The organism is Gordonia bronchialis DSM 43247, from assembly GCF_000024785.1.
Taxonomy (GTDB): domain Bacteria; phylum Actinomycetota; class Actinomycetes; order Mycobacteriales; family Mycobacteriaceae; genus Gordonia; species Gordonia bronchialis.
In genome coordinates, this window is sequence record NC_013441.1 from 4,058,410 (window position 1) to 4,072,810 (window position 14,401).

17 protein-coding genes are annotated in these 14,401 nt (G+C 68.4%); 4 read left to right on the forward strand and 13 right to left on the reverse strand.

What is annotated here, in order from left to right:
- Positions 1–9: 9 nt before the first annotated feature.
- The gene (gene mftF, locus GBRO_RS18755; RefSeq protein WP_012835456.1) at positions 10–1,464 is read right to left on the reverse strand and encodes a mycofactocin biosynthesis glycosyltransferase MftF; all 1,455 of its coding nucleotides are present in this window, start codon (positions 1,462–1,464) and stop codon (positions 10–12) included.
- Complete coding sequence (gene mftE / locus GBRO_RS18760; RefSeq protein ID WP_012835457.1) at positions 1,461–2,174, reverse strand: mycofactocin biosynthesis peptidyl-dipeptidase MftE; 714 nt, start codon at positions 2,172–2,174, stop codon at positions 1,461–1,463. Before mftE ends, mftF begins: the two co-directional genes overlap by 4 nt.
- 193 nt (positions 2,175–2,367) lie before the next feature.
- On the opposite strand from mftE, the gene GBRO_RS18765 reads away from it, so the two are divergent.
- Entirely contained in the window at positions 2,368–3,480 is a 1,113-nt protein-coding gene (locus tag GBRO_RS18765) for a CaiB/BaiF CoA transferase family protein (RefSeq protein WP_012835458.1), read from the forward strand.
- A gap of 58 nt (positions 3,481–3,538) precedes the next feature.
- Here the strand turns inward: GBRO_RS18765 and GBRO_RS18770 are convergent, their stop codons facing one another.
- From GBRO_RS18770 to mftA, 5 genes are all read right to left on the reverse strand, one after another.
- Complete coding sequence (locus tag GBRO_RS18770) at positions 3,539–4,351, reverse strand: mycofactocin-coupled SDR family oxidoreductase (RefSeq protein ID WP_012835459.1); 813 nt, start codon at positions 4,349–4,351, stop codon at positions 3,539–3,541.
- A 50-nt stretch (positions 4,352–4,401) separates the two neighbouring features.
- Complete coding sequence (mftD, locus tag GBRO_RS18775; protein WP_012835460.1) at positions 4,402–5,625, reverse strand: pre-mycofactocin synthase MftD; 1,224 nt, start codon at positions 5,623–5,625, stop codon at positions 4,402–4,404.
- A 117-nt stretch (positions 5,626–5,742) separates the two neighbouring features.
- Complete coding sequence (gene mftC, locus GBRO_RS18780; RefSeq protein WP_012835461.1) at positions 5,743–7,032, reverse strand: mycofactocin radical SAM maturase; 1,290 nt, start codon at positions 7,030–7,032, stop codon at positions 5,743–5,745.
- Positions 7,033–7,104: 72 nt separating this feature from the next.
- Positions 7,105–7,458, reverse strand: a complete 354-nt coding sequence (gene mftB / locus GBRO_RS18785; RefSeq protein WP_012835462.1) for a mycofactocin biosynthesis chaperone MftB — start codon at positions 7,456–7,458, stop codon at positions 7,105–7,107.
- On the reverse strand, positions 7,458–7,550 hold the full coding sequence (gene mftA / locus GBRO_RS25445) for a mycofactocin precursor MftA (RefSeq protein WP_227892972.1): 93 nt from the start codon (positions 7,548–7,550) through the stop codon (positions 7,458–7,460). The genes mftB and mftA overlap by 1 nt, the downstream gene beginning before the upstream one ends.
- A gap of 151 nt (positions 7,551–7,701) precedes the next feature.
- On the opposite strand from mftA, the gene mftR reads away from it, so the two are divergent.
- The 3 genes from mftR to GBRO_RS18800 all read left to right on the forward strand — a co-directional run bounded on the left by mftR (position 7,702) and on the right by GBRO_RS18800 (position 9,919).
- The gene (gene mftR / locus GBRO_RS18790) at positions 7,702–8,331 is read left to right on the forward strand and encodes a mycofactocin system transcriptional regulator (protein ID WP_012835464.1); all 630 of its coding nucleotides are present in this window, start codon (positions 7,702–7,704) and stop codon (positions 8,329–8,331) included.
- A gap of 69 nt (positions 8,332–8,400) precedes the next feature.
- A complete protein-coding gene (locus GBRO_RS18795; protein ID WP_012835465.1) occupies positions 8,401–9,459 on the forward strand; it encodes a ferredoxin--NADP reductase in 1,059 nt (352 codons plus the stop codon).
- A 46-nt stretch (positions 9,460–9,505) separates the two neighbouring features.
- The gene (locus GBRO_RS18800; RefSeq protein ID WP_012835466.1) at positions 9,506–9,919 is read left to right on the forward strand and encodes a DoxX family protein; all 414 of its coding nucleotides are present in this window, start codon (positions 9,506–9,508) and stop codon (positions 9,917–9,919) included.
- A gap of 27 nt (positions 9,920–9,946) precedes the next feature.
- Here GBRO_RS18800 and GBRO_RS18805 read toward each other — a convergent pair whose 3' ends face one another.
- The 6 genes from GBRO_RS18805 to GBRO_RS18830 form a co-directional block, all read right to left on the reverse strand.
- Positions 9,947–10,678, reverse strand: coding sequence for a DNA alkylation repair protein (locus tag GBRO_RS18805; protein WP_012835467.1), 732 nt, complete (start codon positions 10,676–10,678; stop codon positions 9,947–9,949).
- A gap of 6 nt (positions 10,679–10,684) precedes the next feature.
- Positions 10,685–11,890, reverse strand: a complete 1,206-nt coding sequence (locus tag GBRO_RS18810; RefSeq protein WP_012835468.1) for an NAD(P)/FAD-dependent oxidoreductase — start codon at positions 11,888–11,890, stop codon at positions 10,685–10,687.
- 71 nt (positions 11,891–11,961) lie between these two features.
- A complete protein-coding gene (locus GBRO_RS18815; protein ID WP_012835469.1) occupies positions 11,962–12,558 on the reverse strand; it encodes a hypothetical protein in 597 nt (198 codons plus the stop codon).
- Complete coding sequence (locus GBRO_RS18820) at positions 12,555–13,205, reverse strand: hypothetical protein (RefSeq protein WP_012835470.1); 651 nt, start codon at positions 13,203–13,205, stop codon at positions 12,555–12,557. The genes GBRO_RS18815 and GBRO_RS18820 overlap by 4 nt, the downstream gene beginning before the upstream one ends.
- Positions 13,202–13,693: a hypothetical protein gene (locus GBRO_RS18825; protein WP_012835471.1), complete on the reverse strand. Its 492-nt coding sequence runs from the start codon at positions 13,691–13,693 to the stop codon at positions 13,202–13,204. Before GBRO_RS18825 ends, GBRO_RS18820 begins: the two co-directional genes overlap by 4 nt.
- Positions 13,690–14,280 (reverse strand): hypothetical protein, encoded by a 591-nt coding sequence (locus GBRO_RS18830; RefSeq protein ID WP_012835472.1) that lies wholly within the window; start codon positions 14,278–14,280, stop codon positions 13,690–13,692. Before GBRO_RS18830 ends, GBRO_RS18825 begins: the two co-directional genes overlap by 4 nt.
- Positions 14,281–14,401 lie beyond the last annotated feature (121 nt).

The following is a 14,401-nucleotide window of genomic DNA, read 5'->3' on the forward strand; positions in this document are numbered from 1 at the left end:
GCGCGGCGATCATGGCCGCAGCACCGGCCGCAGTGCGCCGACGTCGCGCGCAGTGACGACGCCCTGCCACAGTCCCGTACCGTAGGCCAGGTCGTCGAGCCGGTGCATGAGTAGATAGCGCACCGGACCGAGCGTCGGCGTGGCCGGATCGGCGATCACCTGACGCACCCAGGAGACCACGCCCTCGGCGACCGCCACCTCGATGGCGAGCCTGCGGAAGCGGGCCGAACAGATCGCGAGGATCACCGCGACCGGCCAATAGTGGCGACAGATCGCCCCGGCGGCCTGCAGCAGACCGAATCCGGCCGCGCGCCCGGTCATCTGGGCCGCCACCAACGGAGCCGACGGCAGATCACCCAGTCTGCGGCGCAGTCGGATGGCGACGCCGCTCAGGATGATCATCGCGATCGCCGCGCCGATCCGGGTGCGCGTCAGGAGCGCGGCCACCGCGACGGCCATGGGGATCGACATGACCACCGGAGCAGCGCGATCACCGTGGCGTTGCGCAAGGTGCGCCGCGCCGGTCCCGTAGAAGCGGCGACGCGACAGCACCGAACGCATGTCGGTGCGGTGGTCGTGGGCGACGCGGGCAACCGGGTCGTAGCGAATCCGCCAGCCGGCCGCGTGCATGCGCCAGCACACGTCCACGTCCTCGGCGACCCGCAGCGACTCGTCGAATCCACAGAACACGCTGCGCCGCACCACCATTGCGGCACTGGGCACATAGGGGGTGGCGGTCGCGGGCACCACCGCGGACTCCTCAGGCCCCATATCCAGCGACGACCAGCCGTTCTCGTACCGCTCGGCCAGTCCTGCTCGAGCGCTCGCCGTCTCCGACGCCGCGACGGTCCAGCTGAGCCCCACGATGCGCGGCGCCACGACCGCGACGGTGGGATCGGAGAAGTGGCCCAGCAGCACGGTGAGCCAGTCGACACTGGGCACCACGTCGGAGTCCAGGAACGCCACGAACTCGGTGGTCGCGGCGGCCGCTCCCGTGTTCCGGGCCGCGGACGGACCGCGGTTGACCTCCGAACGGATGACCGTCACGCCGGGGGCATCGACGCTGATGGGGCGCGCCGAACCGTCGTCGACGACGATCACCCGCATCCCCCGCACCGCATGAAGGAGCCGATCGACCCCGGCCTGATTGTCACGGACCGGCACGACGATGGTCACATCGTCGGCCTGCGGTCCGAACATCGGCCGCGGATTCGCGATCCCGGCATCCAGCAGTGACCGGGCCAGGCGGCGAGTGGCGTTGTCGCACACCGCGATACGTCCGTCATCCGAGGTCATACCGAGGGCCGCGTCAGACATCCGCAACAGACGCGTCGGTGAGCCACCGACGAGGTAGCGGAGGTCTCCGTCGCGTGCGCAGCGCATGTCGATCTGCACCTGGAAGCCGTCGGGCAGTCCGTCGCTCACCGGCGGCGCATCGGCCGGCTTCTCGTCGAGGGCCGTCATCCGAGCCGACCCTGCTCGTCCACGTTCCACGCGTCCAGCGCCGCCTCGCAGCGCGCGATCGTCGCCGCCAGCAGACGAGTGCCGTCCTCGGCGGATGCGGTGGTCGGGTCGCCCAGGACACCGTTGGCGCTCACTGCGGCAACCCCGCCCTCACGCATGGCGGGCAGCAGGGTGGCCACCGATGCGCGATTGCCGGCCTCGAGTCGGTCCTGACGTACCAGCTGCGGTGAAAGTGACAGCAGCACAGAGGTTTCGGTGTATCCGGCGTGCGCGTCGGCGCGGGCACCGTCGAAGACGCACGGGAACCACGCCACGTCACGACCCTCGTAGCGCAACCGCGTGACCGCCGACCGCAGTGTCGGACCGTTGCCGCCGTGCCCGTTCACGAAGACCAACCGGTCGGCCCAGCGGCAGGCGCTTCGTCCATATTCCAGCAGTACCTGATACAGCGCCTCATGACCGATCGACACCGTCCCCGGAAAACCCTCGTGCTCGCCGCTGGCCCCGTAGGCGAGTTCCGGTGCGCGGTACAGCGTCGCATCGCCGTGGCCGCGCACACCGTCGACGACGGCGGTCGCGATACGGGTGTCGGTGTCGAGCGGAAGGTGCGGACCGTGCTGCTCGAGCGCCCCGAGGGGCACGAGCACGGTGACCGATCGTCCATCGAGGTCTGGCCAGCACTGCTGCCCCAGCACCGACGAACCTGTCATTCGGTCCATGCTAGCGATGCGCGCGGTGAGGCGTAACCGCGTCGGACCGAAAACTTCGGGTGGATATCACCGACGGGCCGCAATCCCGGCCAGTCGACCACCACTTTGACGAGCGTTCGATCGGTTATGGGATGCTGGGACACACGCGTGACGCCCGACACAGCGGGCAGCAGATCTCGATCGGGAGGACCACATGACCACGTCGACTTCACACCACAGCGGAAAGAACGGACCGCTCAGCGCAATCCGCGTCATCGAGTTCGCCGGCATCGGTCCCGGGCCGCACGCCGCGATGATGCTGGCCGATCTGGGCGCCGACGTGGTGCGGGTCCAGCGTCCCGGGTCACTTCCCGCCGAGGGACGTAACGCCGACGCTCTGCTGCGCGGTCGCCGCGTCGTCGAGGCCAACCTCAAAGACCCCGCCGACCGCGAGACCATCCTCGGACTGATCGCCAAGGCTGACGTCGTCATCGAGGGTTTCCGCCCGGGCGTCATGGAGCGCCTCGGTTTCGGCCCCGACGATCTCGAATCGGTGAACCCGGGACTCGTCTACGGGCGGATGACCGGCTGGGGTCAGGAGGGCCCGCGCGCCAACCTCGCCGGCCACGACATCAACTACATCTCGCTGACCGGGATGCTGCACGCGATCGGCCGCAAGGACGACCGCCCGGTGCCGCCCCTGAACCTGGCCGGCGACTTCGGTGGCGGCTCGATGTTCCTCGTCATGGGCGTCCTCGCCGCCCTGCTCGAGCGCCAGAGCTCGGGTCGCGGCCAGGTCGTCGACGCGGCCATGGTCGACGGCGCTTCCGTTCTGGGACAGATGATGTGGGCGTTCCGCGGCACCGGCCTGTGGAGTGATGTGCGCGGCGTCAACATGCTCGACACCGGCGCTCCGTACTACGAGGTGTACGAGACCTCGGACGGCAAGTACATGGCGGTTGGCGCCATCGAACCGCAGTTCTACGCCGAACTCCTCAACGGCCTCGGTCTCGCCGGTGCCGATCTGCCCGAGCAGAACGACATCGCGAACTGGGGCAAGCTGAAGGAGGTCTTCACCGAGACCTTCAAATCACGCACCCGCGATGAATGGACCAAGATCTTCGACGACACCGACGCCTGCACGTCGCCGGTCCTCACCTTCGCCGAGGCACCCGAGGACCCACACATGTCGGCCCGCTCCAACCTCGTGGAGATCGACGGGGTGATGCAGGCGCAGGTCGCGCCGCGCTTCTCGCGGACCCAGCCGGAGACCCCGGAGGGACCGAGCCGCGCGGCCACCGATCCGTCGACCCTCTGGACCGACTGACTGACACCAAAGCCCCGCCCCCGGGCTCAGGGGGCGCGGTTACCGTCGCGGGGATCGGTCAGACCTTGGAGTGACCCATGTCGATCTGGAATTCCGCACCGGTGATCGCCTTGGCCCCGTCGGAGGCCAGGTAGAGCACGGCGTCGGAGATCTCGTCGGTCGAGGCCACCGGATGGTAATCCAGCATCGACGGGAAATATCGTGCCGCCCATGGGGTTTCGAATGCCTTGAAGGCCTCGGTGTCGGCGACACCCATGGGTGTGTCCACGGCATAGGGATGCACTGAGTTCACCCGGATGCGGTAGCGGCCCAGTTCTTTGGCAGCGGTCTGCGCCAGCCCCCGGACGCCGTACTTCGACGCGGCGTAGGAGGCCTGCAGGGGCATCGCCTTGAGCCCGCCGACCGAGCTGATCACGGTGATCGAACCGCCGTTGCGCGCCTCGATCATCGGGGGCACGGTGGCCTTGATGGTCTTCCAGGTACCCACCAGGTTGATGTCGACGACCTCGGAGAACTGCTCCTCGGTGAGCTCCCACACCGCGCCCCAGGTGAGGACGCCGGCGTTGGCGACCACGTGGTCGATCCTGCCGAACTGCTCGATCGCGTCCGCGACGAGTTGCTGCTGGAATGCCAGATCTCGGGTATCACCCTGGCGGGCAAGGATTTTGCCGCCCTCCCCCTCGACCAGACCGATCGTCTCGGTGAGATCGTCGGCGGTGGCCGACGGATAGGTCGCGTGATCGATCGCCGGCCCCGCGATGTCGAGGCCGACGATCGCCGCACCCTCCCGGGCGAAGCGGATGGCGTGATTACGGCCCTGGCCGCGCGCCAGGCCGGTGATGTAGACGACCTTGCCGTCGAACTGTCCCATGGCAGAACTGTAACACGTTCTAGTTCTGCCCAGCAGCCACTTCTCGGCGACTACTCGCCGAAGCTGCGCGTGAAGTCCGCCGGGATGAACAGGTCGTCGCGGGAGAGTTCGTGAACGCTCTTGTGGCCCAGTCCCATCACCACGCCGTCGAGCCCCATCCGGAGCAGGTCGAGGACGTTCTCGACGCCGGTCTGGCCGTTGGCGGCCAGGCCCCACAGGTAGGCGCGGCCGATCATCACCGCGCGCGCACCGAGGGCCAGCGCCTTGGCGACGTCGCTGCCACGGCGGATACCGCCGTCGAGCAGGACCTCGATGTCGTTGCCCACCGCGTCGGCGATGGCGGGCAACAACCGGATGGCGGCCGGGGTGCCGTCGAGGTTGTTGCCGCCGTGGTTGGAGACCGACAGCGCGGTGGCACCGATGTCGACGGCCCGTTTGGCGTCGTCCACGCGGGTGATGCCTTTGACCATGAACGGCCCGCCCCACTGCTCACGGAGCCACTGCAGGTCTTCCCAGGTGGGCGGTGCCGTGTTCATCCACTCGCCGTAGGCGCCGAAGAACGTCGGACCGGTCTCACCCTTGGCCGGCAGGTTGGGTGCGGTCAGATCGGGGATGATGATCTTGCCGTCCCGAATCCAGCTGAGCGCGTATCGCGGTTTGACGGCGATCTCCGGCCCGAGGCGTAGCAGCGCCCGCATGTCGACCTTCTCCGGGATCTCCGGGCTCCCCCAGTCGCGGCCGACGTTGAACACCCAGTCGGTGGTCACGATCAGACCCTTGGCGCCGGCTTCCTTGGCGCGCATTGCCCGGGCCAGGATGTCGTCGCGTGATCCGAGCCAGTAGATCTGGAAGAAGACCTTGTCGTTGACCTCGGTCACCTCTTCGACGGGGTGGCTGGCGAAGCTCGACAATCCCATCGCGGTGCCACGCGCGGCGGCCGCCCGCGCCACGGCGACCTCACCGTCGGGATCGACCGCCTGCACACCGGTCGGCGAGATCATCACCGGAAACGAGATCTCCTGTCCCATCACCGAAGTCGATAGTTCGCGGTCTGGTTGCGCACCCACCACGTGGGGTGCCCAGCCGAGTTCCCCGTAGGCGTTCATGTTGTCGTTGACCGTGATTCCGGCCTGGGTGCCCGCGACCAGTGACGAGTACACCGACCTGGGCAGGCGCTTGCGGGCTCGACGCTGCGCCTCGACCACCGTCTCGAACCATGGGTTGCGCGCCCATGGATTGGCGGCCTTGATGGCGTCCTTGTTGATCTTTGCCATTGGTGTTCCTACCTTCGTGGCCCGGCGCGGGCGCCGATATCTGTTGTGCGCAGCGATGTCTCACCGGTCCGTCCGGACCGGTGAGCGCTGCCGTGCGGGTGGTCGGGTGCCGGTCGGTCAGATCCCGGCCGGCGAGAATCCGGCGAGCGGGTTCTCGTCGCAGCTCTTCGACGGCGGTGCACCGATCGGCAGCAACACCCCGTCGGGTTTGCGGGTCATCAGCGTGAGCGGGGTCCCGCGCGAATGATCCTTGTTGGCAGTGGGTTTGGTGCGTTCACCGGCGAGCAGTTCCTCGCCGTAACCCTGCACGCACTCGGGGTCCGGGCCGGCCAGCGGAAGTCCGGTGAAGAACTTCGCCGCCATGCATCCGCCGCGGCAGGCGTCGAAGTGGGCGCACTTGGTGCAGGCACCGGCGTTCTGCGGTTCACGCAGTTCGGTGAACAGATCCGAGTTCTGCCAGATCTCCTGGAATCCGCCGCCGCTGACGATGTTGCCGGCGAGGAAGTTCTCGTGGATCGCGAACGGGCACGCATAGACATCGCCCACCGGATCGATGAGGCAGACCACGCGGCCGGCACCACACAGGTTGAGCCCGGGCAGCCCACCGCCGTTGCCGCTGCCGAAGGCGGACAGATGGAAGAAGGAGTCACCGGTCAGCACCCGATCCCCGTGTGCCACAAGCCAGTTGTAGAGGTCGCGCTGCTGAGAGGGCAGCGGATGCAGGTCGTCCCACACATCGGCGCCCCGCCCGGACGGACGCAGCCGCGTGATCCGCAGCGTCGCGTTGTACCGATCGGCGAGTGCCTTGAACTCATCGAGTTGTTCGACGTTCTGCCGGGTCATCACGACACTGATCTTGGCGTCGCGGAAACCGGCCTCGTGCAGGTTCTCCAGGGCGCGCACCGCCATGTCGAAGGAGCCGGGACCGCGGACCGCGTCGTTGACCTCGGCGGTGGCACCGTCGAGCGAGATCTGCACGTCCACATAGTCCGATGCCGCCAGCCGGGCGGCGACCTTCTTGTCGATCCGCAGCCCGTTGGTGGAGAACTTCACCCCGACCTGGTGGCTGGTCGCATAATCGACGAGCTCCCAGAAGTCCGGCCGCACAGTGGGTTCGCCGCCGCCGATGTTGACGTAGAACACCTGCATCCGTTGCAGCTCGTCGATGATCGACTTGCACTGTTCGGTGGAGAGCTCCCGCGGATCACGCTTACCCGACGACGAGAGGCAGTGCACGCACGCCAGGTTGCAGGCGTAGGTGAGCTCCCAGGTGAGGCAGATGGGGGCGTCGAGGCCCTTCTCGAACTGATCGACCAGACGCCCCACCTTGGGTACATCACCGGCCGGCTCGGCCACCGGGCGTGTTGCGAGTTCGGTTGCGGTGGGCGGCATCTCGAGAGTGGTCATCGCGACGACTCCTTCTTGGGTGGCTGGGGGTGCACATCCGGATCGTGCGGATGCGGCTCGGCTGTATGGGGTTCAGGCGTCGGGGGTGGCCGGCTCGCGGCGGATGATCATGCCGGACTCGGCGAGCGCGCCGAGCGCCTGCAGGTAGAGCGGCCGCTGCGCCGGCGTGATGCCGGCGGCGAGCAGCGCGGCCTCGGCGCTGTCGGCCTCGCGCAGCGACTGGACGATACCGACGACGGTCAGGTTCTTGAGGAAGGAGAGCTTACGGGTGCCGAAGTGGTAGAGCAGCGCACCGAACGGCTCAGGCCGCAGGGCGACCTTCGGATTGAGTTCCCAGGCGTCGAGCGTGTCGAACTCGACCGGCCGGTGCCCGGCGGCCGCATCAGCGCGGCCGCCGGTCACCGTCGAAGCGGTGGGGGCGGACATCAGTAGACCCCGCACATCCCGTCGATCGACACCTCTTCCACGAGCGACTCACCCACGAGATCGGTATCGGCGTCGGCCGGAACCGTCGACACCTTGGCTTCCTGCGCGGACGTGGCTGACTGATCTGCCATGATCTGGACCTCCTGTTGGTGCTGTAGTGATGCGGGTCACCGAATACTATAATGGCACTCGGTGCATGAAAACCACCCCCAGCGAAAACTACCCACACGGACAGGTACGTCAATGACGGATCTTCGGCACGACGGCACGACGGCCACCCCCGGGCGCAAGAGTGCGGCCGGTCGGCGGCCGCTGACCTCCCGCGCCCAGATCAGCACCATCGCCATCGACCTGTTCACCGAGCGCGGCTTCGACGAGACCAGCGTCGACGACATCGCCGAGGCGGCCGGGATCGCCCGGCGCACCCTGTTTCGCTACTACCCCTCCAAGAACGCCGTGCCCTGGGGTGACTTCGACGGACATCTCGCGCAGATGCGGGAGTTGCTGGCGCGAATCCCGTCGGACCTGTCGATCGCCGACGCATTGCAGATGGCCCTCGTCTCCTTCAACCGGGTCCCACCCACCGAGCGCGACAGCCATCGCCGACGGATGGCACTGCTCCTGGGTGTTCCGGCGCTGCAAGCACATTCGATGCTGATGTATGCGGAGTGGCGCCACGTCATCGCCGATTTCTGCGCGGCGCGACTCGGACTCGACGAGCACGATCACCTGCCGCAGACCATCGGCTGGCTCTGCCTGGGGACCGCACTGGCCGCCTACGAGGCATGGCTCGCCGATCCGGGCTCCGACCTGGAGAATCTGATCACCGTGGGCGCACGTACGCTGGCCCAGGGAGTCGCCGCGCTATCGTGACCAGCCCGCGTAGGCTAAACTCCGAATTAGAACGTGTTCTAGTTTTCCCTGAGTGTGGAGAATGGTGAGATGCCCGACCTGACACCCCACGGCTCGCGCAGTGTGATCCTGACCGTGGCCGAGGTGATCGACGAGACCGCGGACGCCAAGTCCATCGTCTTCGACGTCCCGGACACGATGGCCGAGTCCTTCACCTCCTACAAGCCGGGGCAGTTCCTCACGCTGCGCATCCCGAGCGAGCAGACCGGATCGGTCGCGCGCTGCTACTCGCTGGCGTCGGCGCCGGCGACGGACAAGCAGCCCAAGGTGACGGTCAAGCGCACCGTCGACGGGTACGGTTCCAACTGGGTGTGCGACAACCTGACCCCGGGCACCCAGATGGAGGTGCTGCCCCCGTCGGGTGTGTTCACACCCAAGGCCTTCGATCAGCCGCTGCTGCTCATCGCCGCGGGCAGCGGCGTCACGCCGGTCATGTCGATCCTCAAAACCGCTCTGGCGACCAGTGATTCGCAAATCGTCTTCTTCTACGCGAACCGCAGCTCCGACGACGTCATCTTTGCCGCCGAACTCCGCGAACTCCATGCGGCACACGCGGACCGGCTGACCCTCATCCATTGGCTGGAGAACCTGCAGGGGTTGCCGACCGCGCGCGCGTTGGCCACCCTCTTCGGGCCGTTCGCCGCCGGCCACACCGCCTACATGTGCGGTCCCGGCCCGTTCATGGACGCGGTGCACAAAGCCCTCGCCGACGCCGGATTCCCGCACCACAACGTGCACACCGAGGTGTACAACTCGCTGTCCGGTGACCCGTTCGCCGACGTCGAACTCGAGGAACTCTCCCAAGACGATCAGGCGGAGGCGGCCGCCGTCGACGTCGAACTCGACGGCGAGACACACACCCTGAGCTGGCCGCGTAAACGCACCCTGATCGACATCATGCTCGCCGCCGGACTCGACGCCCCGTATTCCTGCCAGGAAGGCGAGTGTGGCTCCTGCGCGTGCACCCTGACCGAGGGTACGGTCGAGATGGACAATCCAGGAGCGCTCGATCCCGAAGACATCGAGGACGGTTACATCCTGGGCTGCCAGGCCCGCCCGACCTCGGACTCGCTGAAGATCGAGTTCTGAGCTGTCGCAGAGGCTTTCGCAGAATACATCGAGAGGACACACTGCCATGTCGGGACCGCCCCGGACACGAATCCGCCCCGGACGCGGGCTGGACCGGTTCACCCCCGAACAGACCGCCCGTGGCCTCGCGGGCATGCTGGTCACCATCGGGATACTCCATTTCGTGGTCCCCAAGCCCTTCGACGAGATCATCCCCGAGGAGATCCCCGCCGACCCCCGCACCCTGACCTACGCGTCGGGTGTCGCCGAGGTCGCCATCGGTTCCGGCCTCCTGGCACCGGCGACCCGCAAACCGGCGGCCGGGCTGGCCGCGGCGCTGTTCATCGCGGTGTATCCGGCGAACATCAACATGGTGCGGCTGTGGTGGCACAAACCGTTGCCCTACAAGGTGATCGCCCTTGCCCGGCTCCCCTTCCAGTTCCCGATGATCGCCGCGGCGCTCAAGGTGGCGCGGGCCTGAATACGGCGGTTCGCGCACCGTGCGGTCTCACCGTAGGGAGCGGTAGTGCGCGCGGCTCTCTGATGAGAGTCGCTCGATCGCGTAACTCAATGCGGTGCGGCCCATCTCGGCGGCGTGGTCGTCGAGGTACCGGACCAGCAGAGTCGCGTCGACGCGTTTACCCATCTCCCGCAGCATCCAGCCGAAGGCCTTCTGGATGAGGCCTCGCCGGTCGTCGACGACCAGTGGCGCCACCGCGAGAATCGCCTGTGCATCACCATGTTTGATGAAGGCGAAGGTCCCGATGATCCCGACCCGTCGCCGCCACAGATCAGGGTCGGCGGCATGGTCGAGCAGCAGTTGGTGATCACCGAGCCGGTGCAGGTGCTCGCCCAGAATCGGATCGGCCGACGAGTCCACCAGATCCCAGTTGTTCACCCGGCCGCGGCGCACCGCGTCGAGGTAGAGGCCCACCCAGCTCTCGCGCTCGGCGGCATCCCGTGCGCGGTCGAACTCGCCGCGCAGTAGGAACAACCCGATCAGGCGATGCTCGTGCACCCCGGAATCCAGCAGGTCGCGTACCGCGTCCAAGCCGATCCCCTTGAATCGCTTGGCGATTCGACGCTGAACCGGGACCGTCAGGCCGATGAACTCGTCACCTTCGCCGTATCCGCCCGGCTGGGTCTGGAAGAACCGGGCCGAGTTGGCGGCGCGCTCCGGATCTGCCTCGGCCGCCGCGGCGGCGATCACGTCGGCCGCGGTGTGCGCGTCCGAATCCATCCGAACTCAGATGAGCTCGGCGATGGGCGTTCTCGTCTGTAGTTTGGCTCGCGTCTTCATCACCGCGCCCACCTTCCCGGCGCCGATCACGGCGGTCAGGAAGCCGTCACGGCTGTAATAGGCGAGGAACTTCTTGCCGTCGTCGTCGGCGATGTGTACTTCGTCGCCGGCGCGCGGGCTGCCGAGGACCTGGATCTTCAGGTCGAACTGGTCGCTCCAGAAATACGGGACCGACGCGGTGACAACCTCACCGCCGACGATCTGCTGCGCGACGCTCGCGGCCTGCTCGACCGTGTGGTTCCAGTGCTCCATCCGGCGCGGTACACCGTCCTCGTCCTGCCAGTTCGCCACGTCGCCGAGCGCGTACACATCGGGCGCACTGGTGTGTCCCCGTGCATCGCAGGCGATTCCGCCCCCGGCCTCACGCGGCGCCGACTCGATCCCGGAGCCGTCGAGGTAATCGGTGACCGGTGTGGACCCGATCCCGACCACCACGATGTCGGCGGACACCTCGGTTCCGCCGGTCAGGCGCACCGCCCGCACCCGGGTGTCCCCGACGATCTCGCTGACCCCCACCCCGGAGCGCACGTCGATGCCGTTGTCGACGTGCAGGCGCGCCACCAGCGCGCCGATCTCGGTGCCGAGGGCGACTGCCAGCGGGGTCTCGGCCGGCTCGACGAGCGTGACGGACAAGCCACGGGCGCTCAGGCTCGCCGCCACTTCGCATCCGATGAATCCGGCCCCGATGACCACCGCGGTCCGGGCCGCGTCGATCTCCGCGCGAAGCGCCACCGCGTCGTCGTAGGTGCGCAGCAGGTGCACGCCGCCGAGGTCGGCGGCACCAGGGAACGGTCGTGGCGCGAGTCCGGTTGCCAGCACCAGGGTGTCGTAGCCGATGGTCTCGCGCCGGGCCGGATCGTCCAGGCGTTCTGTGGTGACGGTTTTGTCGGCCGGGGAGATCGCCGTGACCCGGTGGCCGATACGCAGCTCGATGTCGTTGTCGGCGTAGAACTCTGCCGGTTTGAGGTCCACCCGGTCGTCCTTGCCCAGGAGCACCGACTTCGACAGCGGGGGCCGGTCGTAGGGCGGGTGGCCCTCGGCGCCGATCATCGTGATCGATCCGGCAAAACCATTGGTGCGCAGGTTCTCGGCGACCCGGATCGCCCCGAGCCCGGCCCCGACGATCACCACTGCGCCCGTTGTGTCACTCAACTCGTCTGTCTCCTCTTCCGACGAACCCGCCCGGCACGGTGCCACCGACGACGGTGCGTCCGGCACGCTGGTCAGCGGGTGATGTCGCCGACCGGTTGGAGGTCGGCGAGCAGCCAATTCCCGTCGACCTTACGCATAGCGGCCCACCGAGCGGTAGGGGCCGTCCCACTCAGATCCCCGTCGGGCTCCGCGGCGCCACGGCCCGGTCTCAGCTGCTGGTCGAGAAAGACGAGGACGCGGGCCCGCTCGTCCGAATAGGAATGCAGCCCCGCGCCCACCACCCGGGATTGCACCCGCACACCGGTGGCGATGGCCCCACCGACCATTACGTCGTAGCCGCGTGCGCGGAAATCGAGGGCCAACGGGTCGGCCAGCAGTGCGCCGGTGCGGCGGGCGTCGTCGGGGGTGGTCTCCGGCCCGAAGTTCATCAGCGCGGTGATCGCGGTCTCGGCGGCTCGCAGAACGGTGGTCCGCTCGCTCTCGGTCACCCCGTCGTCGACGCGGGAGGTGCCGATCGCGGCGATCAGGGCCACCACGAGCGCGACGACGGTGACCGCCGCGGCCACGGTGAGCAGGCGGCGCTGCCGGGTGGTGAACCGTCGGGCGCCGACGAGGGAACCCGTCCCCCCCTCGCCGGATTGACGACCTCGACGCCGCGCGTTCGTCACAACGCCCTCGCATCGGCGATGAGCCAGCCGTCGCCGGTCTTGACCATCGTGAGCGCGACGGTGATCCGCTGGGCGGTTCGATCCTGTCCCGGTGCGGGCGCGGTGCCGCCGAGTAGAGCCGGATTGGTGGCGTCGGCGACGGTGAGCAACTCGACGCGCGAACCGTCGGCAGCGTCGTCGGGTGGGTCGGTGACCAGTCCGGTCGAGATCACCTGTCCCACACTCGGTCCGGGTTGGGCGGCCACCTCGGCGGCCAGCGCCTCACGGATCGACTCGATGCGCTCGCGGCGCGCGCCGGTGCTCACCGCGACGACGGCGTCGACATAGGCCTGCGGGGCGGCCGGATCAGCGGACAGCATGGTGATCACCGCCGCATCGGCCGCCGTGATCACCGCCGCGCGCTGCTCGCCGCGCGTATCCGCAGCCCGGACCTGCAGCCCCAGGATCACGGTGGCGACGACGAGCGTCAGCGCCACCAGCGAGAGCGCGACCATCGACCACCAGAACGTCCGGGTGCGACGGCGGGCCCGCTGACGAAGCACCGGGGCGGCAGCGATCCGCGCGGCCCGCGCGACGCGGGTCGCCTCGTCGACGCGCGCCTGCGCCCGCGCGAGACGTCGCTCTGCGTTCGACGTGTCGGTGGTCATCCGATCACCTCCGCCCGGTCGAGAAGCCAACGGTCCCCGGTCTTCACGAACCGGGTCAGGACCGACTGCCGGATCGTCGTCGGCTCGGGGCGGGCGGTGCCGCTGGTGGTCACCGCCACCCGGATCAACACCTCACCCGAGTGGAGTGCCACGTCGACGAGCCCAACCGCCTCCGGACGCCACACGATCGCCACGGTCCCCGCTGCGGGTGCCCGGTGGAGTTGTGCCCCATAGCTTTCGGCGAACTCCGGACCGACCAAGCCGCGCGCCCGGGCGCGGTCGGCGGACCAGTGCCGCGCGTCGACGGAGAAGACGTCGGCCAGGATGCGGCCCGCCCGGGAGCGCAGCTGGTCACGGTTGGCGGCGATGGCGTGCTCGGTGTTCACGGTCCGGGCGAGTGCCGCCACGCCGACGGCGAGGACCGCGACGAGGATGAGCACGACGAGACCGAGCACGAGGCCCCGGGTGCGGGAGAGAACGGTCGTCACGGCAGGTACTGCACCGCCCCGAGCTTGAGCACACCGTCGTCGGGTTCCACGAGGACACGTAATCTGAAGCGGCGCACCACATCCGAGCTGTCCGCGGGTTTCGGCCCGGAATCGAAGGTGACGGTCGCCGCGACGAGGACCGACGCCGCCTCGCCCGAGCGGGCCGCCACCCCGGTCCCGTCGATCGACGACTCGGTCACCGTGCCGTTCGCACGGACGAACGTCGTGTAGGCGTCCGCGGACTGCGCGAACTCGTCATAGAAGGTGCCCGTCGCGCCGGCCAGGATGCGCCGGACCTGCGCGGGATCACGATGATTGGGCGAGAGCAGCACCGCCGCCCGCTGGGATGCGGCGCGCTCGTAATCGGCGTCGGTGTAGCGATCCGAGGCATGCACCCACCCGGTGACCGCAACGGCGGCGAGTGCGATCGCAGCGATGACGAGAAGACCCGTGAGGAGCCAGATGCTGCGACGGACCGGCGACCGCTCACCGGCGTGCACCTGCGCGGCGTGCAGTTCGTCGAGGGCGTCGCGGAGCTCACGCCGGGCAGCACGGTCGGCCGCGAGCTCCGACACCCGTGCCGACATGCGCGCTCCTCCCGACCGCCGGCCACCGTGGCCTACGTCTGTCGTGATTACCCTAATCGGTCGACTTCGGCGTTCGGCGCGCGTGCCGGGATGGGGCGGGGCAGAATCGGGGCCACCGTGG

Excerpts from the sequence above, each read along its gene's own strand:
- mftF (WP_012835456.1), bottom strand. The coding sequence starts at position 1,464 with ATGACGGCCCTCGACGAGAAGCCGGCCGATGCGCCGCCGGTGAGCGAC.
- mftE (WP_012835457.1), bottom strand. The coding sequence starts at position 2,174 with ATGACAGGTTCGTCGGTGCTGGGGCAGCAGTGCTGGCCAGACCTCGAT.
- GBRO_RS18765 (WP_012835458.1), top strand. The coding sequence starts at position 2,368 with ATGACCACGTCGACTTCACACCACAGCGGAAAGAACGGACCGCTCAGC.
- GBRO_RS18770 (WP_012835459.1), bottom strand. The coding sequence starts at position 4,351 with ATGGGACAGTTCGACGGCAAGGTCGTCTACATCACCGGCCTGGCGCGC.
- mftD (WP_012835460.1), bottom strand. The coding sequence starts at position 5,625 with ATGGCAAAGATCAACAAGGACGCCATCAAGGCCGCCAATCCATGGGCG.
- mftC (WP_012835461.1), bottom strand. The coding sequence starts at position 7,032 with ATGACCACTCTCGAGATGCCGCCCACCGCAACCGAACTCGCAACACGC.
- mftB (WP_012835462.1), bottom strand. The coding sequence starts at position 7,458 with ATGTCCGCCCCCACCGCTTCGACGGTGACCGGCGGCCGCGCTGATGCG.
- mftR (WP_012835464.1), top strand. The coding sequence starts at position 7,702 with ATGACGGATCTTCGGCACGACGGCACGACGGCCACCCCCGGGCGCAAG.
- GBRO_RS18795 (WP_012835465.1), top strand. The coding sequence starts at position 8,401 with ATGCCCGACCTGACACCCCACGGCTCGCGCAGTGTGATCCTGACCGTG.
- GBRO_RS18800 (WP_012835466.1), top strand. The coding sequence starts at position 9,506 with ATGTCGGGACCGCCCCGGACACGAATCCGCCCCGGACGCGGGCTGGAC.
- GBRO_RS18805 (WP_012835467.1), bottom strand. The coding sequence starts at position 10,678 with ATGGATTCGGACGCGCACACCGCGGCCGACGTGATCGCCGCCGCGGCG.
- GBRO_RS18820 (WP_012835470.1), bottom strand. The coding sequence starts at position 13,205 with ATGACCACCGACACGTCGAACGCAGAGCGACGTCTCGCGCGGGCGCAG.
- GBRO_RS18830 (WP_012835472.1), bottom strand. The coding sequence starts at position 14,280 with ATGTCGGCACGGGTGTCGGAGCTCGCGGCCGACCGTGCTGCCCGGCGT.